The organism is Pseudomonas protegens, from assembly GCF_003363755.1.
In the GTDB taxonomy this organism is placed as follows: domain Bacteria; phylum Pseudomonadota; class Gammaproteobacteria; order Pseudomonadales; family Pseudomonadaceae; genus Aquipseudomonas; species Aquipseudomonas danubii.
In genome coordinates this window covers 1,166,855-1,191,116 of the sequence record NZ_CP031396.1, presented here as the reverse complement: position 1 = coordinate 1,191,116, position 24,262 = coordinate 1,166,855, and the positions used below count along the sequence as shown (strand labels likewise).

The window sequence follows — 24,262 nt, the reverse complement described above, 5'->3', positions numbered from 1 at the left end:
AGCGGCGCAGGTGTCCCAAGGATTATTGTGCGGTGCTTTTCTGGTTCTGGATGGTTTGTTCCAGCGCCTGGGTACAGCGCTCTTCGGCGGTGTCCAGTTCCAGCTTCATCTGTTCGATGTCGAGCAACTGCTGTTCGAGCTGCTCTCGCCGTTCGCCGATTTTCGCCAGCATGCTGTGCAACTGCTTCAGGTTGCCGCTGCTGGGGTCGTAGAGCTCGATGAGTTCACGGCATTCGGCCAGGGAAAAGCCGATGCGCTTGCCCCGCAGGATCAGCTTCAGACTGACTTTGTCCCGTGGGGAGTAGATGCGTTCCTGGCCGCGACGCTCAGGGGTCAGCAGGCCCTGCTCTTCATAGAAGCGTATGGCCCGGGTAGTGATGTCGAGCTCGCGGGCGAGGTCGGAGATGCTGTAGGTCTGGCTGCTCATGGAGGCGCTCAAGGTAGGACTTGGCGCTAAGCTAAAGGCAGGTTTACGTATACGTCAAGCAATCCGCGTCGATCCCGTTCGCCGGCAAGCCGGCTCCTACAGTGAGGGCTTGCCGGCGAAGGGGTCAGGCTGTCTGCTGGTCGAGTTTCTTTTCGTGGGCGGTCACCTGCTGGCACAACTCGATCATCTGTTCGCGCATCCAACGGTTGGCCGGGTCCTGGTCGGTGCTTTCGTGCCAATAGAGGTGGGTTTCCACCGGTGGTACATCATTGACCGGAAGATTGAAGGCCTGCAGGTCATGGCGTCGGGCAAAACGTTCCGGGACGGTCATGACCATGTCGGTTTGTTGCAACACTTGTGAAGCCATCAGGTAGTGCTGGGAGCGCAGGGTGATCTTGCGCTGGATGCCCATCTTGCCCAGCGCCAGGTCGACATGGCCCAGGCCGCTGCGACGGCTGGAAATATGGATGTGGGTCAGGGACAGGTAGTCGTCCAGGGTGAACTTTTCCTTGCCGGCCAGGGGGTGGCCCTTGCGCATGGCGCACACGTAACGGTCTTCCATGAGCTTGACGTGGCGCACCTGGGGGTCGGTGTTGAGGGGGGCGTCCACGGCAAAGTCCAGGCGCCCGGCTGCCAGTTCCTTGGTGGTCTCCCGGCGCTTGGAGAGGAAACTCTCGATGATCACCGCCGGTGCCAGGCGGCGCAGGCGTTGGAACAGGGGGGGCAGGATCACTGCCTCGGTCAGGTCGGTCATGCTGATGCGGTAGGTCTTGACCGCTTGCAGAGGGTTGAAAATCCGACTTTCCTGGACTGAAACCCGCAGCAGTGACAATGCATTGCGCACCGGACCGATGATGTTCTGTGCCATGGGGGTGGGCACCATGCCCTGGGCGGTCCTGACGAACAGCGGATCATTGAAGGTCTCGCGCAGACGCGCCAGCGCGTTGGACACCGCCGGTTGGGTGATGCCGACGATCTGCCCGGCGCGGGTCAGGTTGGCTTCGGTGTAGATCGCGTCGAAAACGATGAAGAGGTTGAGGTCGACCTTGCTCAGATTCATGGCGCTGCACTCTTATTGTTAGGGCCTGTGAGGGAGGCTCGGAGGCCTTTCGGATCAGCCGATCATATATCGGTGATGAATGTTAATACACGCCGAGAATAGGCTAGGTAAATTTTCGTAGCTGATCTAGCATCGATTTCAGTCCCCCAACACCCGTTCTTCACAAAGGTAGAACTGCCCATGGAATTCGCCTATTCCCCCAAGGTTCAAGAGCTGCGTGAGCGCGTCACCGCGTTCATGGATGCCTATGTTTATCCGGCTGAAGCGGTCTTCGAGCGTCAGGTTGCCGAAGGTGATCGTTGGCAGCCGACCGCCATCATGGAAGAGCTCAAACTCAAGGCCAAGGCTGAAGGTCTGTGGAATTTGTTTCTGCCTGAGTCGGAACTGGGGGCCGGCCTGACTAACCTTGAATATGCGCCACTGGCGGAGATCATGGGCCGATCGCTGCTGGGCCCCGAGCCGTTCAACTGCTCGGCGCCGGATACCGGCAACATGGAAGTGCTGGTGCGTTATGCCAGCGAAGAACAGAAGCAGCGCTGGCTGGAGCCGCTGCTGCGTGGCGAGATCCGCTCCGCGTTCGCCATGACCGAGCCGGATGTGGCTTCCTCCGACGCCACCAACATGGCGGCCCGCGCGGTGCGCGACGGCGATCAGTGGGTCATCAACGGCAAGAAGTGGTGGACCTCGGGCGCCTGTGATCCGCGTTGCAAGATTCTGATCTTCATGGGCCTGAGCAATCCGGATGCGCCGCGTCATCAGCAGCACTCGATGATCCTGGTGCCGGTGGATACCCCCGGGGTGAAGATCGTCCGTCCACTGCCGGTGTTTGGCTACGACGATGCGCCGCATGGTCACGCCGAAGTGTTGTTCGACAACGTTCGGGTGCCCTACGAGAACGTGCTGCTGGGCGAGGGTCGCGGTTTCGAGATTGCCCAGGGGCGTCTTGGCCCGGGGCGCATTCATCACTGCATGCGTTCCATTGGCATGGCCGAGCGGGCGCTGGAATTGATGTGCAAGCGTGCGGTGAATCGCACCGCGTTCGGCAAACCGCTGGCTCGCCTGGGGGGCAATATCGACAAGATCGCCGACTCGCGGATGGAGATCGACATGGCTCGGCTGCTGACCCTCAAGGCGGCCTACATGATGGACACCGTGGGTAACAAAGTGGCCAAGAGCGAGATTGCCCAGATCAAGGTGGTGGCGCCGAATGTGGCCCTGCGGGTGATCGACCGGGCGATCCAGATTCACGGTGGGGCCGGGGTATCCAATGACTTCCCATTGGCCTACATGTACGCCATGCAGCGCACCTTGCGCCTGGCCGATGGCCCGGATGAAGTACACCGCGCGGCCATTGGCAAGTACGAAATCGGCAAGTATGTGCCGAAGGAAATGCTGCGCAGCAGCCATTGATGATCATGCAGCCGGCCTGCCGGGCGACGCCTGTGGCAGGCCGGTTGCTGTGTATTCAGTACACCCAGACTTCTACGCGCCGGTTCTTGATCCGGCCCTCGTCGGCGTTGTTGGCCGCCACTGGCAGCTCAGCGCCGAAACCGCGGATCTCGCGAAACACCACGCCGCTTTTCACCAGTTCCCTGCGCACTGTCATGGCCCGCAGCTTGGACAGCAGGGCAGCGCGTGCCGGGTCGCTCTTGGCATCCCCGAATCCGGCCAGAGTGACGTGCCGGTTCATCTTGCCGTGCTGGCGCAGGTAATCCAGGACGCGATTCAGGTCCTGGCGTGCCTTGTTGTCCAGATTGGCGCTGCCCTCCTCGAAGCGAAAGTTCACGCTCAGGCGTTGCGCATCCCGGCTCAGTTGCTGGTAGGCCTTGGGCATCTGTGGGCTGGGCGTTACCCGCATGGCTTGCACGGTCTGGGCGACAAAGCCGTTGGCGGCGACGATGGCCTGGCCTTTGGCGCTCTGGGAAAAACTCACCAGGGCGTCCGCCCAGGGGTTCTGCCCATTGGGCGGCAAGTACAGGTACAGACGCCGCGACAGTGGGTAGTCCTCAGTGGCGATCAGACTGTTGAGGGGCGGCATGGGCTGGGAGTCACCGTCGATAATCGCCACGGCCTTGGCCTGGCGTACGTAGGGCAGGCCGATGAAGCCGATGCCTTGAGGGTCCCGGCTCACCGCGTCCGACAGCTGTTCGCTGGACTCGAAACGCTTGGCCGCCGGGTTCAACGCCTTGCCGCGACGGCTGAGGACCAGCTCCTTGAAGGTGTCGTAAGTGCCGGACTGATCATCCCGGGCATACAGGTGGACCAGCCCGCCCGTGCTCCCCAGCTCTTCCCAGGTCTTGATCTCGCCACTGAACAGGCGGGCCAGTTGCTCGGTGCTTAGCTGGCTCAGCGGATTGTGCGGATGAAGGATGATTGCCAGACCGTCGATGGCGATGACCTGTTCGGCGCCAGGGCTTTTCAGGTCTCCCAGGCTTTCCAGCTCCACCAGTTCGCTGTCCTTGATCGGTCGGGAGGCGGCCGCAATATCGGCCTGGGCGTTTTTCAGTGCGCTAAAGCCGGTGCTCGAACCGTGGGCGGCAACGTCCACTCTGACTGTCCGACCTTGGGCGCTCTGTCCTAGAACGCGTTTCTCATTGTCCTTGCCACTGCCCTCGATCCTGACGTTGTGCAGACCCTGTTGTTCAAGCAAGCCCTTGACCAGCGCCGGGCCAAGCTGGGCGCCGATGGTGTTGGAGCCCTGGATACGCAGCACGGCGGCATTGTCGGGCGCCAGGGGCAAGGCGGCGAACACTGACCAAGGCAGGGCATAGCAAACAAAGCCGATCAGAAACAGGCTGATGGTCCGGCACCAGATATCTCGTTCACTGACGGTGGAAGCGCGGGGCATGGCGGCACTGGCCTTCTATTGAGAAAGAGGAGAGTGCTGGCGAGATTAAGTCAGGGAGGTGACAGGTATGTGACGAGCGGCACTTTCTGGCGATAAATGGCGAAAGTCCTACATCGTAAATAGCTGTTTTCTCTAGATTTTTTGAGACTTGTCCTAAAGACCAGTCTTCGGAGGCTGCGTAGAGTTGGCAACTTTGTCTGGCGGGGATTGGGGCGACTGCCAACGCGTCATCCCCCCGCAGATGCCTCGGCAGTGTTGTGCTGCTATTTCGTAGTAAGCAAAGGAGTTACAAATGAGTGCCTGGTTCGAGCTGAAGCAGTATGGCAGTGGTGCATGCAGATTCTTGCTGAAGACAAAGGAGGCGCAGACCATGCTTCAAAGCGACCGATTCCCTTGCCGGGACAGTGCCGAGGCGGCTCTCGGCCTGTTCCGCGCACACTGCGCTTCTCCTGAGCGCTACGTCAAGAAAATTTCATCGGGCGGTAAACCTTATTTCAAGCTCAAGGCCGGCAAGGAAGTGATTCTGGTCAGTCATTTGTACGACTCGGAGCCTACTCTCGAGAGCGCCATCAACGCCATCGCAGCTGCTGGCACCACTGAACGGGTTGAAGTGGTCCAAATGTAAGCGGTAGTAAAAAGCCCATCTTGCGATGGGCTTTTTTGTGCCTGTGAATCAGCTCAACTCGAGCCAGATCGGCGCATGGTCAGAGGGCTTTTCCATGCCCCGCAGTTCATAGTCGACGCCGGCGTCCTTGACCCGGGGCAGCAGCCCCTGGGATGCCATGATCAGATCGATGCGCAGGCCACGCTTGGGTTCGTCCTCGAAACCGCGACTGCGGTAGTCGAACCAGCTGAAGCGATCGTTCACCTCGGGGTTCAGGTGACGGAAGCTGTCTACTAGACCCCAGTTCTTCAAGCGTGCCATCCACTCGCGCTCTTCCGGCAGGAAGCTGCATTTGCCGGTCTTGAGCCAGCGTTTGGCATTTTCGGCGCCGATGCCGATGTCGCAGTCTTCCGGGGAAATATTCACGTCACCCATGACCACCAGGGGCTGGTCGTTGCTGAAGCGATTTTCCAGCAGCTGCTGCAGGTCATGGTAGAAGCGTTCCTTGGCCGGGAACTTGGTGGGATGGTCGCGGCTTTCACCTTGGGGGAAGTAGCCGTTCATGATGGTCACCGGCGTGCCGTTGGCATCGGCGAAAGTACCCCAGATAAAACGCCGCTGGGCGTCTTCGTCATCGCCCTCGAAGCCTTTATGCACGGCCAGTGGTGCCTGGCGCGAGAGCAGGGCGACACCGTAATGGCCCTTCTGGCCGTGGTAGTGCACGTGGTAGCCCAGGGCCTGGACGTCGGCGAGGGGAAACTGCTCGTCGGCGACCTTGGTTTCCTGCAGGCCGATCACGTCCGGCTGGTGTTTGTCGATCAGCGCCGCCAGCTGATGGGGGCGGGCGCGCAGCCCGTTGATATTGAACGAGACGATCTTCATGGTCGGCGGTCCTGGCAAAACAGCGATGCTAGCTGACTACGCCCGGGTCGACCAGCATGGCAGCCCCGCGAATGCGCTGCTAATGTCCTTGAGCGTGGGAACGATCAGCGCCGCGCCAGGTTCGTAATAACAAGAGTGCGGCCATTCGAGCCGGGCCCAGGGGAGAGTGACCGACATGCCTGATACCGCCAACGCCATCGCCGATATCCATATGCTCGACAGCGGCTATTCCCGTGAAGCGCGGTCGCTGCTGTACCAGGCCTATCGCCATGAGCCGACCTTCGGTTTCATTTTCGAATCCGAGCGTGCCGGTTATGAACAGCGGGTGCGGGCCACGGTGCGTGAGCTGGTGAAACAGCATTTTCTGCAAGACCTGCCGGCCATCGGCCTACTGGTCAACGACCGCTTGATCGGCATTGCCCTGATCGCCCCACCGCAACGCCGCCTGGGCATTACCGAAAGCTGGGCCTGGCGGCTGCGCATGGTGCTGAGTACCGGGTTTCGTTGCACGCGGCGATATCTGGAGTACCACGAGGCGGTGCAGGCCTGCCTGCCCGGCGATGCGGTCCATGTCTTGCCGTTATTAGGCGTGCACCCGCAATTCCAGGGGCAGCATTTCGGCGAACAGCTGCTGGAGGCGGTGCACAATTGGTGTGCTGTGGATGAGCATTCCCAGGGCGTGGTGCTGGATACGGGTAATCCGCGCTATCTGGAGTTCTATAAACGCCAGGGTTATGAAGAGATCGGAGAGATCGCGGTAGGGCCGGTCCGCGAGCACGTATTCTTTCATCCGAACCCGCAACTCTTACAAAGAGCAACAGCCTGATATAGAACTTTCCCAGCACTTGAGCGCTCTATCGCCCCCCCAAGCTCGTGATAGCATCCGCGCCTATGAAGTTTCCAGGAAGATTTACCAGCGGCTTTTTGCTGTTGTTCACAAGCTGTGCGGCGCTGGCGCAGAGCGAATTGGATGTCAGGGTAAAGCCCGCCAATGACGAGCTGAAAGCCAATGTGGAAGGTTACATTGGCGGTGTCGGTGATCGTGATGAAGAAGCCCTGCTGCGATTCAGCCGGGGCGCCGAGGAGCAGGCGAAGAAAGCCGCCCAGGCATTGGGCTACTACCAGCCCCGTATCGAAAGCGAAGTGCGCGGCGGCGAGAAACCCCGCCTGTTGTTGCGTATCGACCCCGGCGAGCCGGTGCATCTGCGCAATGTGACGATCCGGGTCGAAGGCCCGGCAGCGTCCCTCAAGTCCTTCCGCACCCCTGACAGTGACCAGCTCAAGCCTGGCGCTGTGCTCAATCATGGCCGTTACGAAGATGCCAAGCGCCTGATTCAGAACCAGGCCTCGCGCTACGGTTTTTTCAGCGGACGTTTTACCCGCCAGCAATTGTCGGTAGACCCCCTGGCCGGGGTGGCGGACATCGAACTGGTGTATGACAGCGGTCCGCGTTACGCCCTGGGCAAGGTCAGCTTCACCGGGGACTCGTTGTTCGACGAAGACCTGTTGCGGCGCATGGTTCCCTTCAAGAACGGTGCTCCCTACGACTCCGAGCTGATTGCCGAACTCAACCAGGCGCTACAGTCCAGCGGCTATTTCGAGGGCGTGCGGGTCGATGCCGCGCCCACTGCTGCCGAGCACGAGGTGATTCCAGTGGCGGTCCTGCTGGAAACCCGCAAGCCCCGGACCATGGGGCTTGGCCTGGGTTACTCCACTGACGTCGGCCCCCGGGTCAAGGCCAACTGGACCCGACACTGGGTCAATCCCCAGGGTCACAGTTATGGCTGGGAGGCTGAAGTCTCCCAGCCCCGGCAGAACGTCGGCCTGTGGTATGACATTCCCCTGGACCCGCCGCTGACCGACAAGCTGCGCTTCGCCGGTGGTTATCAGAATGAAGAAATCTCCGGCACCGATACCCTGAGTAAGCTGCTCACAGTGGGCCCCGAGTGGCACAGCAAGTTGCCCAGCGGCTGGCAGCGCGTGGTCTCGCTGAAGTATCAACGTGAGGAGTATCGCCTTGGGGACGACTCGGGCCTGAGTAATCTGCTGATGCCTGGCCTGACCTATTCCTACCTGCGCAGCGACAACCGTATCGATCCGCACAACGGTTATCGCATTCAATTCGATACCAAGCTGGCCAAGGAAGGCGTGGGCTCCGACACCAACCTGTTGTACGGAACGGTCCTGCTCAAAGGCCTGACCACGGCCTGGGACAATCACCGCTTTCTGGGGCGTGTGCAGTTCGGAGGCAGCGCCACCAACGGTTACAAGTCCATTCCGCCGTCCTTGCGCTTCTTCGCCGGTGGCGACCAGAGCGTGCGTGGTTACGACTACCAGACTCTGTCCCCGAAGAACTCCGAAGGGGATCGCATTGGCGGTCGTTACATGGTGGCTGGCAGTGTCGAGTATCAGTACTCCATTGCCGAGAAATGGCGGATCGCGACCTTTGTCGATCAGGGCAACTCGTTCAACAAACTGGAGCTACCGAACCTCAAGACCGGGGTTGGTGTGGGGCTGCGCTGGGTGTCGCCGGTAGGGCCGATCCGGGTCGACCTGGCCCACGCGATGAATGACGACGGTGGGATTCGCTTGCACTTTTCCATGGGGCCAGAGCTTTGAAGCGCACCTTGAAGATAACGCTGCTGGCGATTCTTGCGCTGGTGATCCTGACCCTCCTGGCCTTGACCACGGTGCTGGGGACCCAGGCTGGCAGCCGCTGGGCCCTGGGCCTGGTGCCGGGGCTGACCCTGGACAATTTCCAGGGCCATCTGGGTAGCCAGTGGAGCACAGACCATCTGCTCTGGCAGCAGGACGGCAGCCGGGTTGAGCTCGATTCGGTGAAATTTGCCTGGTCTCCTGCCTGCCTGTTGCGCATGACCCTGTGCATCGAGCAGTTGGAGGCCGATCAGGTCAGCCTGCAGTTCGCTCCCAGCAACGATGCCGAAGAAAGCACAGGGCCCATCAGCCTGCCGGAATTGCGTCTGCCCGTGGCCATCGAGCTGGGACAAGTACGGGTCGGCCGCTTGTTGTTCAACGGCAGTGAAGAGCTCAAGGGGCTGCAACTGGCGGCGCGCTGGACCGCTCAAGGCTTGCAGATCGACTCGGTGCACCTGCAGCGCGATGACCTGAGCCTCGACCTGTCCGGCCTGTTGCAACCCAGTGGCGACTGGCCCCTGACGGCTCAGGGCACCCTCGGCTTGCCCGCTCCTGGCGGTGGTCCCTGGGCGCTGGCTATGCAGGTCGAAGGCGATCTGCTCAAGACCCTGAAACTCAAGGCCGACAGCAGTGGCTATCTGCAAGGGCAGTTGAGCGGTGAGCTGCAACCCCTGGTGGAGAACCTGCCGGCGCAAGTGCGGATCATTGCCAGTGGCTTCAAGGCCAGCGCTGACTTGCCGGACACCCTGCAACTGGATCAGTTGGAACTGACCGGCAAGGGGGACTTGAAAAACGGCTACCAGCTCGACGGCAAGGCCAGTCTGCCGGCGGAGCAAGGGCCGGTGGCTCTGCTGTTGCAAGGCAAGGTCGACGCCAAGGGCGCACAGATTGCCACGCTGGAGTTGCGGGCCAACGACAAGCAGAGCCTCAATCTCAGCGGTCAGCTTGATTGGAGCCAAGGCTTCTCGGCCGAGGCCAAGCTTGCCTGGCTGGATTTCCCCTGGCATCGCCTTTACCCATTGATCGAAGAACCGGCCGTGGCGCTGCGCAGCTTCAATGCAGAAGTGGCCTATCGGGATGGCAACTACCTGGGCAACTTCAAGGGTGACCTGGATGGCCCGGCAGGCGCCTTCAGCTTGAGCAGTCCCTTCAGTGGCGACCTGAGCAAGATCTTCCTGCCGCAATTCCAACTCACGGCCGGACAAGGCAAGGCCCAGGGGCACCTGAACCTGCAATTTGCCGACGGTGTGGCCTGGGATACGGCGCTGGAACTGTCGGCCATCAACCCGGCCTATTGGCTGGCCGAGTTGCCCGGTACCCTGGCCGGCCCTTTGCGCAGCCAGGGGGAAATGAAGAACGAACAGCTCAAGGTCACGGCCGACCTCGACCTCAAGGGGCGCCTGCGGGGGCAGCCGGCCGTGCTGCTGGCCAAGGCCGACGGAGCAGGGGAGCAATGGAACCTCAGTGCCCTGGATATCCGCCTGGGGGACAACCGCATCAACGGCTCCGGCAGCCTGCAGCAGAAAATCGCCGGCCAGCTGGACATCAAGCTGCCGCGTCTGGGCCAGCTATGGCCGCAGTTGCGCGGGCAACTCAATGGCCGGGTAGATCTGGCAGGCACGCTCAAGGCGCCACAGGGCAAGGTGGACCTCTCGGGGCAGCAACTGGCCTTTGCCGACAACCGCCTGCAAAGCCTCAAGCTGGGGGCGACTCTCGACGGCGCGCAACAGGCCCAGGTGGATCTCAAGGGCAGTGGAATTCAGGCCGGAGACACCCAGCTTGGCACCCTGACCCTGGCCGGCCAGGGCGATATCAAAAAACAGAAACTGCAACTGGATTTGCAAGGCCCACTGTTGAAACTGGCCCTGGGGCTGGACGGCGCGCTGGATCAGGGCAACTGGCGGGGGCGCCTGGCCAGTGGCGATGTACAGACCGGCGGCCAGGACTGGAAACTGCAGAACCCGGCGAAGCTGGAGCGTTTGGCCAATGGCACCCTCAACTTTGGCGCCCATTGCTGGACCAGCGGCGATGCCAGTCTGTGTGGCGAAGACCAGCGATTGATGCCCGATCCGAAGCTGCGTTATCACCTCAAGCGTTTCCCCATCGACAGCCTGGCTCAATGGCTGCCCAAGGATTTCGCCTGGAAGGGCATGCTCAATGCCGAGGTACAGTTGGACCTGCCGGCCAGCGGTCCCAAAGGCCAGATCCTGCTGGATGCCAGTGGTGGCACCCTACGGGTCAAGGACAAGGGCCAATGGCTGGACTTCCCCTATCAGGTGTTGAAGCTCGATACCCGCCTCAACCCGCGACGCATCGATACCCAGTTGCAGTTCGACGGCGGCAAGTTGGGCGAACTGATGGTCCAGGCACAGATCAATCCGTTGCCCAAAAGCAAACCGTTGTCCGGGGAGTTCCGCCTCAGTGGTCTGGATCTGTCCGTGGCACGGCCGTTTGTGCCCATGGTGGAGAAACTCAGTGGCAACCTGAACGGCAGTGGTCGCTTGTCTGGCGGGCTGTTGGCGCCTCAGGTCAACGGCAATCTGCAACTCAGTGGCGGTGAGGTCTCCGGTTCCGAGCTGCCCATCAGCCTTGAAGACTTGCAATTGAGCGCGCAGATCATGGGCGAGAGCGTGCAACTCAACGGCGGCTGGAAAAGCGGCAAGGCCGGGCAGGGCAACCTCAATGGCAATATCGCCTGGGGGCGAGCCTTGGCGGTGGACCTGAGCCTCAAGGGCACGCAGTTGCCCGTCACTGTCGAGCCCTATGCCGCGCTGGAAATGGCTCCGGACCTGAAGATTTCACTGCAAGACGACAAGCTGGCAATCAACGGCAAGGTGCTGATCCCCAAGGGGCAGATCACCGTACGCGAATTGCCGCCCTCGACGGTCAAGGTTTCCGATGACACGGTCATCGTCGGCCAGCAGACCGACGAAGGTAAGAAGCCCATGGCCATGGCGATGAACATCGATGTGGAGGTGGGCCAGGACAAGCTCAGCTTTGCCGGGTTCGGCCTTACCGCCAACCTGCGGGGGCATGTGCACATTGGCGACAACATGGATACCCGCGGCGAGCTGTGGCTCAACGACGGTCGTTATCGGGCCTATGGCCAGCGCCTGACGGTGCGTCGTGCACGGTTGCTGTTTGCCGGCCCCATCGACCAGCCGTACCTGGATATCGAGGCGGTGCGCCAGACCGACGACGTGATTGCCGGCATCCGCTTGAGTGGCAGCGCCGAGCAACCGGCGACGCAGATCTTCTCCGAACCGGCCATGAGTCAGGAACAGGCCCTGTCCTACCTGGTACTGGGACGGCCGCTGAGCTCTACCGGTGAAGACAACAACATGCTGGCCCAGGCGGCCCTGGGCCTGGGGTTGATGGGCAGCGCCGAGCTCACCGGCGGCATTGCCAAGAACCTGGGCATCCAGGACTTTCAGCTGGACACCCAAGGCAGTGGTAACAGCACCAGCGTGGTGGCTAGCGGCAATATTTCCGAGAAACTCAGTCTGCGTTATGGCGTCGGGGTCTTCGAACCCGCCAGCACCATTGCCTTGCGCTACAAACTGAGCAAGAAGGTCTACCTGGAAGCGGCCAGCGGTTTTGCCAGCTCCCTGGACATCTTCTACAAGCGCGACTTCTAAGGCTTGCTGCCAAAGGGGGCATGGCCCCCTTCTTGTCCACACCACCTCTCCCTGATCGAACAAGGCGCCCGCCGGTTTTCAAGCCGGCGGCGCTGCGCCGTTGATCAAGCAAATAAACAGCAAGCTAATCACTGCGTTGACATTGGCTGCCTAGGCAGTAATATCTCGACACACACTCTCTGCCTAGGCAGCTAACTGGTGGTCAGATGAAGCATTTCAAACCCGACGACTTTCACAATTGCCATCTCGGCTTGCTGCTGGGGCGTGCCGCCCTGCTCAAGGACCGGATCATTGACACCCACATGGAGCCCCACGGCATCACTGCCGCGCAGTTCAAGGTGCTGATCATCATGGCCCAGTTCGGCGTCGATACCCCGGCCGAATTGTGCCGCCACCTGTCCCTGGACAGCGGTTCGATGACCCGCATGCTCGACCGCCTGCAGCAGAAGGACTTCCTGGCGCGTCAACGCTCGGAGGACGACCGGCGCCAGGTGCGCCTGGTGCTGACCGAGGAAGGTCGCAAGCTTGCTGATCGGCTGCCTTACATCGGTGCCAATGCAATGAACCAGTTGGCGGGTGCCATCTCTCCCGAGGAGTTGCGCACCCTGGAGCAGATTCTCAAGAAAATTTTGCTGGCTGCCGGTGACCCGATCACCATCCTGCGTTTAGGTGAAAAATGAGCAGTAAAACCTCGCGTACCCGCCTCAGCCTGGTGCTGTTGGCCATGAGTCTGGCCGGTTGTGCCAATTACAGCGGCCTGGATACCTCCGGCGTAAGCCTTGAGGCGAAAAGCCTCGCAGCTGGACAGTCTCTCAACGGTGTGACTTTGTCGCCGGCAGCCTGGCCACAAAGTGACTGGTGGAAAAGCCTGGGCGATACCCAGCTTGACGGGCTGATCCAGGAAGCCCTGCGGGACAGCCCGGACATGCAGATCGCCAGTGCCCGTGCCCATCAGGCCAGTGCTGCGGCTTATGCCGCGGATGCCGGGCGGATGCCGACCCTGGATGCCAGTGCCGGTATCAGCCGCTCGCGCCTGGCCCGTGACCAGGACCCGCTGGGGCAGGGCGGGGCCTATTCCACGGTGCGCAACATTGGCGCCAGCTTCAATTACAACTTCGATCTCTGGGGGGGCCAGCGCGCGGCCTGGGAAGCAGCGCTGGGGCAGGCCCGAGCCGCTGAAGTCGACCGCCAGGCAGCGAGTCTGACCCTGGCCGCCGATGTAGCGCGTGCCTACAGCGACCTGGGGCGTGCGCATATCGTGTACGACCTGGCGAACGAGGACCTCAAGCGTACCCGGCAGATGCTCGACCTGAGTCGCCGTCGCCTGGACTCCGGGATCGACAGTCAGTACCAGTACCAGCAGACCGAAAGTCTGGAGGCCAGCTCCCAGGCCAGCCTGATCGACGCCGAGAAGCAATTGCAGAGCGCGAAGATCGCCTTGGCTGTATTGCTCGGCAAGGGTCCGGATCGGGCCGATGACATCTCCCGGCCCAAGGTCCTGCAAGCCAGCGCCGTAGCCCTGCCTTCGACGCTGCCCGCTGAACTGCTGGGGCGCCGGCCTGATCTGGTGGCGGCTCGCTGGCGGGTGGAAGCGGCGAGCAAGAACATCGATGCCAGCAAGACCCGTTTCTACCCCAACCTCAACCTCAGTGCGCGAGCGGGCACCGAGGCGTTGCTGGGGGATGCGCTGTTCGGTTCCGCCAGTCGCTTCTTCAGTATCGCGCCGACTGTCTCGCTGCCGATTTTCGACGGCGGGCGGCTGCGGGCTGACCTGGACGCCCGGGATGCCGACTACGACCTGGCAGTCGCGCAATACAACAAGACCCTGGTGGCTGCCCTGGGGGATGTCAGCGACAGCATCTCCCAACTGCGGGAAATCGGACGGCAGATCGTCGCCCAGCAGCACGCCACCGACATCGCTCAGGACTCTTACAACACCGTGGTCCAGCGTTTCGGCTCCGGGATCGGCAACTACCTGGACGTGCTGAGCATTGAGCAGCAACTGCTGCAGGCCCAGCGCCAGCTGGCCACGCTGAATGCTCAGCAGATCGATCTGTCGATTCAATTGATGCAGGCGTTGGGGGGCGGCTTCGGTGCCCAGAACCTGGCTTCGGCCGACCCAGCCCCAGTTCCTCAGACTAAATAATTCGAGGTATTTGTCATGGCCACTGCCGACACTCAAGCAACCGAAAACACCCCGGACGCCGGTAACTCCCGCAAGCGCAAAGTCATGCTCCTGGGGCTGACGGCCATCGTCATTCTCGGCGGTCTGGGCGTGTTCGCCTGGCACGAACTTTATGGGCGCTGGAATGAAAGCACCGACGATGCCTATGTCAACGGCAACGTCGTGGAGATCACCCCGCTGGTCACCGGCACTGTGGTCAGCATCGGCGCCGACGATGGTGATCTGGTGCATGAGGGCCAGGTGCTGATCAACTTCGATCCTAACGATGCCCAGGTCGGCCTGCAGAGTGCCGAGGCCAATCTGGCCCGCACCGTACGCCAGGTGCGTGGCTTGTACAGCAACGTTGATGGCATGCGGGCTCAAGTGGCGGCGCAGAAGGCCGAAGTGCAGAAAGCCCAGGACAACTTCAATCGCCGCAAGAACCTCGCGGCCAGCGGAGCGATTTCCCAGGAGGAACTGTCCCACGCTCGTGATGACCTGACCTCGGCACAAAATGCCCTGGCCAACGCCCAGCAGCAGCTCAACACCACCAATGCCCTGGTGGACGACACCGTAGTCTCCAATCACCCGGATGTGCAGGCCGCGGCCGCGCAGTTGCGTCAGGCCTACCTGAACAACGCCCGCAGCACGCTGATTGCGCCAGTGACCGGTTATGTGGCCAAACGCACCGTGCAACTGGGCCAGCGGGTCCAGCCGGGCACTGCACTGATGGCGGTGATTCCCCTGGACCAGCTGTGGATCGACGCCAACTTCAAGGAAACCCAGCTGCGTGACATGCGCATTGGCCAGCCGGTAGACATCGAGGCCGACATCTATGGCAGCGATGTGAAGTACAGCGGCACCATCGATAGCCTCGGTGCCGGCACCGGTAGCGCCTTTGCCCTGTTGCCGGCGCAGAACGCCACCGGTAACTGGATCAAGATCGTGCAGCGTGTGCCGGTGCGTATCCACATCAATGCCGAGGAGCTGGCCAAGCACCCGCTGCGGGTCGGCCTGTCGACCCTGGTGAACGTCAACCTGCGGGATCAGAGCGGCCCGGTACTGGCCCAGCAACCACCGCAAAAGGCTTCCTTCAGCACCAACGTCTATGACCGTCAGTTGGGCGAGGCCGATGCTCTGATCGCCCGTCTGATCCACGACAACAGCGCGACCATCGGCAAGACGGCCCAGCGCTGATTCGCCAATCCGTCAACCCTGGTGTCGTCTAGAGACCAGGGTGCCAGCCCAGTTCCTAAGGATTCGCGATGAGCAATAACGCGTCTTTCACGCCTCCCAGCCTGCTGCTGAGCACCATCGGCCTGTCACTGGCGACCTTCATGCAGGTGCTCGATACCACCATCGCCAACGTGGCGTTGCCGACCATCTCTGGCAACCTCGGGGTGAGTTCGGAGCAGGGTACCTGGGTCATTACCTCGTTCGCCGTGAGCAACGCCATTGCCTTGCCACTGACCGGCTGGCTGAGCCGGCGTTTCGGTGAAGTGAAGCTGTTTATCTGGGCCACCCTGCTGTTTGTGCTGGCCTCGTTTCTCTGCGGTATTTCCACCTCGATGCCCGAACTCGTTGGCTTTCGGGTGCTGCAAGGGGTGGTAGCAGGTCCCCTGTATCCCATGACCCAGACCCTGCTGATTGCCGTCTACCCGCCCGCGAAGAGGGGGATGGCCCTGGCGCTGCTGGCCATGGTCACGGTGGTGGCGCCGATTGCCGGGCCGATACTCGGTGGCTGGATCACCGACAGCTACAGCTGGCCGTGGATCTTCTTTATCAATGTGCCGATCGGCCTGTTTGCTGCCTGGGTGGTTCAGCAGCAATTGAAGGCGCGACCGGTGGTGACCAGCCGCCAGCCGATGGACTATATCGGCCTGCTGAGCCTGATCGTCGGGGTCGGTGCCTTGCAGATCGTTCTCGACAAGGGCAACGACCTGGACTGGTTCGAGTCCAACTTCATCATCGCCGGCACGCTGATCTCGGTGATTGCCCTGGCGGTGTTCGTGATCTGGGAAATGACGGATCGGCATCCTGTGGTCAACTTGCGGCTGTTCGCCCATCGCAACTTCCGCATCGGCACCATCGTGCTGGTGGGCGGTTACGCCGGGTTCTTCGGGATCAACCTGATCCTGCCGCAATGGTTGCAGACCCAGATGGGCTACACCGCCACTTGGGCCGGTCTGGCCGTGGCACCGATTGGCATTTTGCCGGTGCTGATGTCGCCCTTTGTCGGCAAGTACGCCCACAAGTTCGACCTGCGCCTGCTGGCTGGCCTGGCGTTCCTGGCCATTGGCCTGAGCTGCTTCATGCGTGCCGGATTCACCAATGAGGTGGACTTCCAGCACATCGCCCTGGTGCAGCTGTTCATGGGGATTGGTGTGGCGCTGTTCTTCATGCCGACCCTGAGCATCCTCATGTCCGACCTGCCGCCGCACCAGATCGCCGACGGCGCCGGCCTGGCGACCTTCCTGCGGACGCTGGGGGGTAGCTTTGCGGCGTCGCTGACGACCTGGATCTGGATTCGTCGGGCGGATCAGCACCATGCCTACATGAGCGAAAGCATGAGCATCTTCGATCCGGTCACCCGGGACGCGTTGAACAACCTCGGCGGTGCCAGCACCCAAGCCTACGCGCAGTTGGACCAAGTGCTCACCAGCCAGGCGTACATGCTCTCGACCGTGGACTATTTCACCTTGCTGGGCTGGGGGTTCATGGGCCTGATTCTGTTGGTGTGGCTGGCCAAGCCACCGTTTGCCGCCAAGGCCGGCCCGGCGTCGGCGGGGCATTGATGCCCATTGTCGTATGAGCTGGCTTGCCAGCGAAGGCGTCCGTAAGGGCGATGCAAGGCTTGCTGGCCACTTCGCCGGCAAGCCGGCTCCTACGGTGGGGCATTTGTTGTAGGGGCTACTTGCCAGCGAAGGCGTCTGTTCAGGACGAACCGGGCAACGCCAGCTGCGTGGGTACGAAATCGAACGCAGCCAGTTGGAAACCCTGCTCGTCCACCTGCAATGCCCAGCCCTGTCGATCCCAGTCCCCCAGCACGATGCGTTTGGCGGCCTGTTGGCCAATCTGCAACTTGTGGATCGCCGGGCGGTGGGTATGGCCATGAACCAGGGTGCCCACTCCATGTTCGCGCATGACCCGCGGTATTTCGTCCGGGGTCACATCGACAATGTCGTTGGCTTTCATGCGCGTCTGGGCGCGGCTTTCGTTGCGCAGCTTGCGCGCCAGCTTGCGCCGGGTGCGCAAGGGCAGGTGCCGCAGAATCCACAGGCTCAACGGGTTGCGCAGGTAACGACGCATGCGCATGTAGGCTTCGTCGCGGGTGCACAGGCTGTCGCCGTGCATCAGCAGTACCGGCTCACCGTAGAAGTCGACGACGCTGGGGTCCTTGAGCAGGGTGGCGCCGGCTGCCTTGCAAAAGGCCTGGCCGAGCATGAAGTCGCGATTGCCATGCATCAGGAAGACCTGGGTACCGCTGTCGCTGAGTTCGCGCAGTGCCTGGCAAATGGAAAGCTGGTAGGGGGTCATGGCATCGTCGCCGATCCATACCTCGAAGAAGTCCCCGAGGATGTACAGCGCCTCGGCGGCGCGGGCGCGCCCACCGAGTAAATCCAGAAACGCCCGGGTAATGTCCGGGCGTTCCTCTTCCAGATGCAAATCTGAAATCAGCAGTATCACTCAATGATCTCGGCTTTCTCGATGATCACGTCTTCTGCGGGTACGTCCTGGTGGCCGGATTTCATGGTGGTGGCCACGCCTTTGATCTTGTCGACCACTTCAGTGCCGGCGATCACTTTACCGAATACTGCGTAGCCCCAGCCTTGAACGGTCTTGCCGCTGTGGTTGAGGAAGCTGTTGTCGGCGACGTTGATGAAGAACTGCGCGGAGGCCGAATGCGGCTCCATGGTACGGGCCATGGCGACGGTGTACTTGTCGTTGGAAAGGCCGTTGTCCGCTTCGTTCTGGATGCTTGGACGCTTGTCTTTCTTTTCTTTCATGCCAGGTTCGAAGCCGCCGCCCTGGATCATGAAGTTACCGATGACGCGGTGAAACACGGTGTTCTCGTAGTGCCCGGCTTTCACGTATTCGACGAAGTTGGCCACGGTCAACGGGGCTTTCTCGGCGTTCAATTCCAGCACGATCTCGCCGTGGTTGGTGGTCAGTTTGACTTGGGTCATGGTCGGTACTCTTTATAAGGAGAAGCGTTTTCAAGAAAATCCTGGGTGGCGGGGCACGCATGCGGTCCGCACCGATTTGGCCATCCTGCAGCCAAGGAGCGCAGTTTAGCGTGACCGCCATGAATTTCGAGGCTGTTTTTTCACTTGCACGCTATTAATAGCCGCAGTTTTAAAGCTGCGCTCTGTCAGGCACTTGACAGCATCGGCTATGATACTCGTTTTGATTTATCAGGCCGCACCCGGCCGCGCACTTGTACGTTCAAGGATCCTATGAGCAAGCCCACTGTCGACCCTACCTCGAATTCCAAGACTGGACCGGCCGTACCGGTCAACTTCCTGCGCCCGATCATCCAGGCGGACCTGGACTCGGGTAAGCACACACAGATCGTGACCCGCTTCCCTCCGGAGCCCAACGGTTACCTGCACATCGGTCACGCCAAGTCGATCTGCGTGAATTTCGGCCTGGCTCAGGAGTTCGGTGGTGTCACCCACCTGCGCTTTGACGACACCAACCCGGCCAAGGAAGACCAGGAGTACATCGACGCCATCGAAAGCGACGTCAAGTGGCTGGGCTTTGAGTGGTCCGGTGAAGTGCGCTATGCCTCGCAATATTTCGACCAATTGCACGACTGGGCCGTGGAACTGATCAAGGCAGGCAAGGCCTACGTCTGCGACCTGACTCCCGAGCAAGCCAGGGAGTACCGCGGTAGCCTCACCGAAGCGGGCAAGAACAGCCCGTTCCGCGAGCGTTCGGTTGAAGAGAACCTGGACTGGTTCGCCCGCATGCGTGCCGGCGAATTCCCGGACGGTGCACGGGTGCTGCGGGCCAAGATCGACATGGCCTCGCCGAACATGAACCTGCGCGACCCGATCATGTATCGCATCCGCCATGCCCATCACCACCAGACCGGTGACAAGTGGTGCATCTACCCCAACTACGACTTCACCCACGGTCAGTCGGACGCCATCGAAGGCATCACCCATTCGATCTGCACCCTGGAATTCGAAAGCCACCGTCCGCTGTACGAATGGTTCCTCGAGCACTTGCCGGTGCCGGCGCACCCGCGTCAGTACGAATTCAGCCGCCTGAACCTGAACTACACCATCACCAGCAAGCGCAAGCTCAAGCAACTGGTGGACGAGCAGCACGTGAATGGTTGGGACGATCCGCGCATGTCGACCCTGTCGGGCTTCCGCCGCCGCGGCTACACCCCGGCATCGATCCGCAACTTCTGCGAGATGGTTGGCACCAACCGCTCCGACGGCGTAGTCGATTACGGCATGCTGGAATTCAGCATCCGCCAGGACCTCGACGCGAATGCCCCGCGCGCCATGTGCGTGCTGCGTCCGTTGAAAGTCGTGATCACCAACTACCCGGAAGACCAGGTCGAGAACCTCGAACTGCCGCGTCATCCGCAGAAAGAAGAACTGGGCGTGCGCAAGCTGCCGTTCGCCCGTGAAATCTACATCGACCGTGATGACTTCATGGAAGAGCCGCCAAAGGGCTACAAGCGCCTGGAGCCCAACGGTGAAGTGCGGCTGCGCGGCAGCTACGTGATCCGTGCCGACGAAGCGATCAAGGATGCCGAGGGCAATATCGTCGAGCTGCGTTGCTCCTACGATCCGGACACCCTGGGCAAAAACCCTGAAGGCCGCAAGGTCAAGGGCGTGATCCACTGGGTGCCGGCTGCCGCCAGCGTCGAGTGCGAAGTGCGCCTGTACGATCGTCTGTTCCGTTCTCCGAACCCGGAGAGGGCCGAGGACAGCGCGAGTTTCCTGGACAACATCAACCCTGACTCCCTGCAAGTGCTCACTGGTTGTCGTGCCGAACCCTCGCTGGGCAACGCACAGCCGGAAGACCGTTTCCAGTTCGAGCGCGAAGGCTACTTCTGCGCGGATATCAAGGACTCGAAACCCGGTGCTCCGGTATTCAACCGTACCGTGACCCTGCGCGACTCCTGGGGTCAGTGATTCAGTCAAGGAACTAACGTGCTAACGATCTACAACACGCTCACCAAGAGCAAAGAAGTCTTCAAGCCTTTGGATGGCAACAAGGTGCGCATGTACGTGTGCGGCATGACCGTGTACGACTATTGCCACCTTGGGCACGGCCGCAGCATGGTGGCCTTCGACCTGATTACCCGCTGGCTGCGTTTTAGCGGTTATGACCTGACGTACGTGCGCAACATCACCGATATCGATGACAAGATCATCAATCGTGCCAATGAGAACGGTGAGTCCTTCGAGGCCTTGACCGAGCGTATGATCGCGGCGATGCACGAGGACGAGGCGCGGTTGAATATCCGCAAGCCGGACATGGAGCCGCGGGCCACCGACCATATCCCTGGCATGCACGCGATGATCCAGACCCTGATCGACAAGGGTTATGCCTACGCTCCGGGCAATGGCGACGTGTACTACCGCGTCGGTAAGTTCATGGGCTATGGCAAGCTGTCGCGCAAGAAGATCGAAGACCTGCGCATCGGTGCGCGGATCGAAGTGGATGAGTCGAAGCAGGACCCGCTGGACTTCGTGCTGTGGAAAGCCGCCAAACCGGGCGAGCCAAGCTGGGAGTCGCCGTGGGGGGCTGGTCGTCCGGGCTGGCATATCGAGTGCTCGGTGATGTCCACCTGCTGCCTGGGTGAGACCTTCGACATTCACGGCGGTGGCAGCGATCTGGAGTTCCCGCACCACGAGAACGAGATTGCCCAGAGCGAGGCGGCGACCGGCAAGACCTACGCCAATGCCTGGATGCACTGCGGCATGATCCGCATCAATGGCGAGAAGATGTCCAAGTCCTTGAACAACTTCTTCACCATTCGCGACGTGCTCGACAAGTACCATCCAGAAGTGGTGCGTTATCTGCTGGTGGCCAGCCACTACCGCAGCGCCATCAACTACTCGGAAGACAACCTCAAGGACGCCAAGGGCGCGCTGGAGCGTTTCTATCACGCGCTCAAGGGTCTGCCAAAGGTCGCTCCGGCCGGTGGCGAAGTCTTCGTCGAACGTTTCACCCAGGTGATGAACGACGACTTCGGTACTCCGGAAGCCTGTGCCGTACTGTTCGAGATGGTGCGTGAGATCAACCGCCTGCGTGAGAGCGATATCGATGCGGCGGCGGGTCTGGCAGCGCGTCTGAAAGAGCTGGCCAGCGTGCTGGGCGTGCTGCAACTGGAAGCCGATGACTTCCTGCAGGCCGGTGCTGAAGGTCGGGTCGATGGGGCACAGGTCGAGGCGCTGATCCAGGCCCGTCTGGCAGCCCGTGCCAACAAGGATTGGGCTGAGTCCGACCGTATTCGCGATCAGATCACCGCCATGGGCGTGATTCTGGAAGACGGCAAGGGCGGTACGACCTGGCGCCTGGCTGACTAAGCTGGCGTTTGCTGCAACAAGAAACCCGCCTGGTGCGGGTTTTTTGTTGCCCTTCGAACAGTGCCGGATCAGGCCAGCGAGGCGAGGCGCTCCACTGTGTCCGGGTAGCGTTCCACCAGGCGCATCAAGGTCGTGGCCTGGGCGTTGGGTGTGGCGCGGCCTTGTTCCCAGTTTTCCAGGGTACGGGTGTTGGTCCGCAGGTACATGGCGAATACTGAGCGCGAGAGGTTGAGTTGCTGGCGGATGTTCATCACCTCGGTGGCAGTGATGGGGGGCAGTTTGTCCAGCTTCACTTTATGGCTGCGCAGGGTGATCTTGCCCTGGCGTTCCTGGGTGAGGGCGTCGATGCCTTCTACCAGTTCGGAAAAGATGTCACGTTTGGTCATGTCTTCTGGCCTCGATTTCACGTTCCAGCAGTTGTTTGAGCTGTTGTCGCTGCTGCGGTAGCAGGTCGTCCATCTGCTCCTTGTCGAACAGGGTGAAGAGCCAGAACTGCGCCCCTCCGGACCACCAGTAATAGATCACCCTCAGCCCGCCACGCCTGCCCTTGTTGCGTCGCTCATCGACAAAACGCATCTTGCGCAAGCCGCCAGTGCCCTGAATCAGAACCCCTGCGTGCGGGTGGCGCAGCAACTCGATCTGCAGTTCGCAGAACAGCTCGTCGTCAAGGAAGTCCTTTCGGTATCGTGCAAATGCCGGTAGTTCAATAAACAGAGCATTCATTTCATACGCTTCCTGCGTATAGACTGGATGACGCTGCAGCTTTGGTCAAGGCCCGCTGAGCGCCGCGTTTGATCTGGCAACAGTCTATGCCTGCGGCATTGGGCTGAATGTCGGAGCGGGCCGACGTGACAGGAAGGGCGATTCCGAGTTTCGCTGGGAAGAGGGGAGGGCAGGGCCCTGAAATGCAAAACGGCACCCGAAGGTGCCGTTCTGTTTGTTGCGTTGAAACCTAAGCGATCAACCCGCCAGGCCGGAGTGCTGGACCAGGGTCAGCAGCGGCTGTGGGTATACGCCGAGGAAGAACGCCAGGACCGCGATGGCCAGCAGCATGACGCCACCGGCTTTCTGTTCCCAGTGCAGTTGGGCATCGACGCGACGCAGGTTCGGTTCGATCAGGTACAGGGTGACCATCACTCGCAGGTAGTAGAAGACGCCGATGGCGCTGCCCATGACCAGGGAACCGACCAGCCACCATTGGTGCGCTTCGACACCGGTAGCGATGATGTAGAACTTGCCGATGAAGCCTGCGGTCAGTGGGATACCGGCCAGGGACAGCATCATCACGGTGAGGACGGCGGTCAGGTACGGACGGCGCCAGAACAGGCCGCGGTACTCGTACAGGGCGTCGGCATCACGGCCTTTGTACGGCGAAGACATCAGGGTGATCACACCGAAGGCGCCAAGGCTGGTGATCACGTAGGTGACCAGGTACACGCCGATGGCTTCCATGGCCAGGCCCTTGCTCGCCACCAGGGCGATCAGCAGGTAGCCGAAGTGAGCGATGGACGAGTAACCCAGCAGACGCTTGAGGTTGCTCTGGGTCAGCGCCAACAGGTTGCCCACCAGGATCGAGGCGATGGCGATCACGGTCAGCACGTTGCTCAGGACACCGCTGCTGGCCACTGGCGACAGCTGGAACAGACGCACCAGTACCGCGAACACCGCTACCTTGCTGGCGGTGGCCAGGAAGGCGGCGACCGGGGCCGGGGCGCCTTCGTAGACGTCCGGAGTCCACAGGTGGAAAGGCACCAGCGACAGTTTGAAGGCCAGGCCGATCAGCATCATGCCCAGGCCCAGTTGCGCCAGCGGGCTTGGCAGCCCAGTGGCGGCCAGGGCTTGACCGATACCGCTGAAGCTCAGGCTGCCGGCTTCTGCGTAGAGCAAGGCCATGCCGAACAACAGGAAGCCCGAACCGGCGGCCGACAGCACCATGTACTTGATGCCGGCTTCCAGGGAGCGCTTGTTGAAGAAGGCATAGGCCACCAGGCCGTAGACCGGTACCGAAAGCAGCTCCAGGCCGATGAACAGGCCAGCCAGGTTCTGCGCGCTGACCAGTACCAGACCACCGGCGGCGGCCAGCAGGATCAGCAGGTACAGCTCTTCTCGGTTGCCCGGGTAACCGCTGCTGCCGTCGCCCAGGTAGGCGTGGGCCAGGGTGACGCAGGCCAGGGTGGCCACCAGGATCAGGGCCATGTACAGGCAGGCGAACTGGTCGATCTGCAACAGCGGGGTCACTGCCAGCGGTGCCACTTTCAGCACCGGGAAAATCGACAGCAATGCCAGGTTCAGACCGGCCACCGACAGCAGGAAGGTCTGGGCGTGGTTGCGCCGCCAGGCGATCGCCAGCATCACCACCACAAGGGTGGCGCTGGTGATCAGCAGCGGCGCCAGGGCTATAAAGTGTTGAATCGTAAAGTCCATA

Annotated in this window: 20 protein-coding genes; 11 read left to right on the top strand and 9 right to left on the bottom strand. The window is 61.3% G+C overall.

The genetic code is table 11. The features are described from left to right. Positions 1-22: 22 nt before the first annotated feature. A complete protein-coding gene (locus DWF74_RS05045) occupies positions 23-427 on the bottom strand; it encodes a MerR family transcriptional regulator (protein WP_115580504.1) in 405 nt (134 codons plus the stop codon). 124 nt (positions 428-551) lie between these two features. Beyond that, positions 552-1,487 carry a LysR family transcriptional regulator gene (locus tag DWF74_RS05040; protein ID WP_102864697.1) on the bottom strand — a complete coding sequence of 312 codons (936 nt, stop codon included), beginning with the start codon at positions 1,485-1,487 and terminating at the stop codon, positions 552-554. Positions 1,488-1,667: 180 nt separating this feature from the next. On the opposite strand from DWF74_RS05040, the gene DWF74_RS05035 reads away from it, so the two are divergent. Beyond that, positions 1,668-2,897 (top strand): acyl-CoA dehydrogenase, encoded by a 1,230-nt coding sequence (locus DWF74_RS05035; RefSeq protein ID WP_102881801.1) that lies wholly within the window; start codon positions 1,668-1,670, stop codon positions 2,895-2,897. A gap of 55 nt (positions 2,898-2,952) precedes the next feature. On the opposite strand, the gene DWF74_RS05030 is transcribed toward DWF74_RS05035, so the two are convergent. Continuing rightward, a complete protein-coding gene (locus DWF74_RS05030) occupies positions 2,953-4,335 on the bottom strand; it encodes a substrate-binding domain-containing protein (RefSeq protein ID WP_115580503.1) in 1,383 nt (460 codons plus the stop codon). Positions 4,336-4,627: 292 nt separating this feature from the next. On the opposite strand from DWF74_RS05030, the gene DWF74_RS05025 reads away from it, so the two are divergent. Beyond that, positions 4,628-4,960, top strand: a complete 333-nt coding sequence (locus DWF74_RS05025) for a YegP family protein (protein ID WP_102864700.1) — start codon at positions 4,628-4,630, stop codon at positions 4,958-4,960. A gap of 48 nt (positions 4,961-5,008) precedes the next feature. On the opposite strand, the gene xthA is transcribed toward DWF74_RS05025, so the two are convergent. Next, complete coding sequence (gene xthA / locus DWF74_RS05020; protein WP_115580502.1) at positions 5,009-5,821, bottom strand: exodeoxyribonuclease III; 813 nt, start codon at positions 5,819-5,821, stop codon at positions 5,009-5,011. A 175-nt stretch (positions 5,822-5,996) separates the two neighbouring features. Here xthA and DWF74_RS05015 point away from each other — a divergent pair, with 175 nt between their 5' ends. From DWF74_RS05015 to DWF74_RS04985, 7 genes are all read left to right on the top strand, one after another. Continuing rightward, positions 5,997-6,647: a GNAT family N-acetyltransferase gene (locus DWF74_RS05015; RefSeq protein ID WP_110596189.1), complete on the top strand. Its 651-nt coding sequence runs from the start codon at positions 5,997-5,999 to the stop codon at positions 6,645-6,647. Between the two features lie 65 nt (positions 6,648-6,712). Beyond that, positions 6,713-8,440, top strand: a complete 1,728-nt coding sequence (locus tag DWF74_RS05010; protein ID WP_102864702.1) for an autotransporter assembly complex protein TamA — start codon at positions 6,713-6,715, stop codon at positions 8,438-8,440. Then, positions 8,437-12,114 (top strand): translocation/assembly module TamB domain-containing protein, encoded by a 3,678-nt coding sequence (locus DWF74_RS05005; protein ID WP_115580501.1) that lies wholly within the window; start codon positions 8,437-8,439, stop codon positions 12,112-12,114. The genes DWF74_RS05010 and DWF74_RS05005 overlap by 4 nt, the downstream gene beginning before the upstream one ends. Positions 12,115-12,320: 206 nt before the next feature. Then, entirely contained in the window at positions 12,321-12,794 is a 474-nt protein-coding gene (locus DWF74_RS05000) for a MarR family winged helix-turn-helix transcriptional regulator (RefSeq protein ID WP_102864704.1), read from the top strand. After that, positions 12,791-14,260 (top strand): efflux transporter outer membrane subunit, encoded by a 1,470-nt coding sequence (locus DWF74_RS04995; RefSeq protein ID WP_102864705.1) that lies wholly within the window; start codon positions 12,791-12,793, stop codon positions 14,258-14,260. The genes DWF74_RS05000 and DWF74_RS04995 overlap by 4 nt, the downstream gene beginning before the upstream one ends. Positions 14,261-14,275: 15 nt before the next feature. After that, a complete protein-coding gene (locus tag DWF74_RS04990) occupies positions 14,276-15,475 on the top strand; it encodes an HlyD family efflux transporter periplasmic adaptor subunit (RefSeq protein ID WP_102864706.1) in 1,200 nt (399 codons plus the stop codon). Between the two features lie 68 nt (positions 15,476-15,543). Next, positions 15,544-17,073: a DHA2 family efflux MFS transporter permease subunit gene (locus DWF74_RS04985; protein ID WP_102864707.1), complete on the top strand. Its 1,530-nt coding sequence runs from the start codon at positions 15,544-15,546 to the stop codon at positions 17,071-17,073. A gap of 139 nt (positions 17,074-17,212) precedes the next feature. On the opposite strand, the gene lpxH is transcribed toward DWF74_RS04985, so the two are convergent. Together lpxH and DWF74_RS04975 are read right to left on the bottom strand one after the other, a co-directional pair. Next, positions 17,213-17,965: a UDP-2,3-diacylglucosamine diphosphatase gene (gene lpxH, locus DWF74_RS04980; RefSeq protein ID WP_102864709.1), complete on the bottom strand. Its 753-nt coding sequence runs from the start codon at positions 17,963-17,965 to the stop codon at positions 17,213-17,215. Next, positions 17,962-18,465: a peptidylprolyl isomerase gene (locus DWF74_RS04975; RefSeq protein WP_016965727.1), complete on the bottom strand. Its 504-nt coding sequence runs from the start codon at positions 18,463-18,465 to the stop codon at positions 17,962-17,964. Before DWF74_RS04975 ends, lpxH begins: the two co-directional genes overlap by 4 nt. A 270-nt stretch (positions 18,466-18,735) precedes the next feature. Here DWF74_RS04975 and DWF74_RS04970 point away from each other — a divergent pair, with 270 nt between their 5' ends. Further along, positions 18,736-20,436 (top strand): glutamine--tRNA ligase/YqeY domain fusion protein, encoded by a 1,701-nt coding sequence (locus tag DWF74_RS04970; RefSeq protein ID WP_115580500.1) that lies wholly within the window; start codon positions 18,736-18,738, stop codon positions 20,434-20,436. Positions 20,437-20,454: 18 nt separating this feature from the next. Beyond that, the gene (gene cysS / locus DWF74_RS04965; RefSeq protein WP_102864711.1) at positions 20,455-21,837 is read left to right on the top strand and encodes a cysteine--tRNA ligase; all 1,383 of its coding nucleotides are present in this window, start codon (positions 20,455-20,457) and stop codon (positions 21,835-21,837) included. Between the two features lie 68 nt (positions 21,838-21,905). Here the strand turns inward: cysS and DWF74_RS04960 are convergent, their stop codons facing one another. The 3 genes from DWF74_RS04960 to nuoN all read right to left on the bottom strand — a co-directional run bounded on the left by DWF74_RS04960 (position 21,906) and on the right by nuoN (position 24,261). After that, on the bottom strand, positions 21,906-22,223 hold the full coding sequence (locus tag DWF74_RS04960) for a helix-turn-helix domain-containing protein (RefSeq protein ID WP_102864712.1): 318 nt from the start codon (positions 22,221-22,223) through the stop codon (positions 21,906-21,908). Next, entirely contained in the window at positions 22,210-22,560 is a 351-nt protein-coding gene (locus DWF74_RS04955) for a hypothetical protein (RefSeq protein ID WP_019092839.1), read from the bottom strand. The genes DWF74_RS04960 and DWF74_RS04955 overlap by 14 nt, the downstream gene beginning before the upstream one ends. Positions 22,561-22,797: 237 nt before the next feature. Continuing rightward, the gene (nuoN, locus tag DWF74_RS04950; protein WP_015636299.1) at positions 22,798-24,261 is read right to left on the bottom strand and encodes an NADH-quinone oxidoreductase subunit NuoN; all 1,464 of its coding nucleotides are present in this window, start codon (positions 24,259-24,261) and stop codon (positions 22,798-22,800) included. Position 24,262 lies beyond the last annotated feature (1 nt).

Excerpts from the sequence above, each read along its gene's own strand:
- DWF74_RS04955 (WP_019092839.1), bottom strand. The coding sequence starts at position 22,560 with ATGAATGCTCTGTTTATTGAACTACCGGCATTTGCACGATACCGAAAG.
- nuoN (WP_015636299.1), bottom strand. The coding sequence starts at position 24,261 with ATGGACTTTACGATTCAACACTTTATAGCCCTGGCGCCGCTGCTGATC.
- DWF74_RS05040 (WP_102864697.1), bottom strand. The coding sequence starts at position 1,487 with ATGAATCTGAGCAAGGTCGACCTCAACCTCTTCATCGTTTTCGACGCG.
- DWF74_RS04990 (WP_102864706.1), top strand. The coding sequence starts at position 14,276 with ATGGCCACTGCCGACACTCAAGCAACCGAAAACACCCCGGACGCCGGT.
- DWF74_RS05000 (WP_102864704.1), top strand. The coding sequence starts at position 12,321 with ATGAAGCATTTCAAACCCGACGACTTTCACAATTGCCATCTCGGCTTG.
- DWF74_RS05010 (WP_102864702.1), top strand. The coding sequence starts at position 6,713 with ATGAAGTTTCCAGGAAGATTTACCAGCGGCTTTTTGCTGTTGTTCACA.
- DWF74_RS04985 (WP_102864707.1), top strand. The coding sequence starts at position 15,544 with ATGAGCAATAACGCGTCTTTCACGCCTCCCAGCCTGCTGCTGAGCACC.
- DWF74_RS04970 (WP_115580500.1), top strand. The coding sequence starts at position 18,736 with ATGAGCAAGCCCACTGTCGACCCTACCTCGAATTCCAAGACTGGACCG.
- DWF74_RS05030 (WP_115580503.1), bottom strand. The coding sequence starts at position 4,335 with ATGCCCCGCGCTTCCACCGTCAGTGAACGAGATATCTGGTGCCGGACC.
- DWF74_RS05025 (WP_102864700.1), top strand. The coding sequence starts at position 4,628 with ATGAGTGCCTGGTTCGAGCTGAAGCAGTATGGCAGTGGTGCATGCAGA.
- DWF74_RS05035 (WP_102881801.1), top strand. The coding sequence starts at position 1,668 with ATGGAATTCGCCTATTCCCCCAAGGTTCAAGAGCTGCGTGAGCGCGTC.
- DWF74_RS05045 (WP_115580504.1), bottom strand. The coding sequence starts at position 427 with ATGAGCAGCCAGACCTACAGCATCTCCGACCTCGCCCGCGAGCTCGAC.
- xthA (WP_115580502.1), bottom strand. The coding sequence starts at position 5,821 with ATGAAGATCGTCTCGTTCAATATCAACGGGCTGCGCGCCCGCCCCCAT.
- DWF74_RS04975 (WP_016965727.1), bottom strand. The coding sequence starts at position 18,465 with ATGACCCAAGTCAAACTGACCACCAACCACGGCGAGATCGTGCTGGAA.
- DWF74_RS04960 (WP_102864712.1), bottom strand. The coding sequence starts at position 22,223 with ATGACCAAACGTGACATCTTTTCCGAACTGGTAGAAGGCATCGACGCC.
- DWF74_RS05015 (WP_110596189.1), top strand. The coding sequence starts at position 5,997 with ATGCCTGATACCGCCAACGCCATCGCCGATATCCATATGCTCGACAGC.
- DWF74_RS04995 (WP_102864705.1), top strand. The coding sequence starts at position 12,791 with ATGAGCAGTAAAACCTCGCGTACCCGCCTCAGCCTGGTGCTGTTGGCC.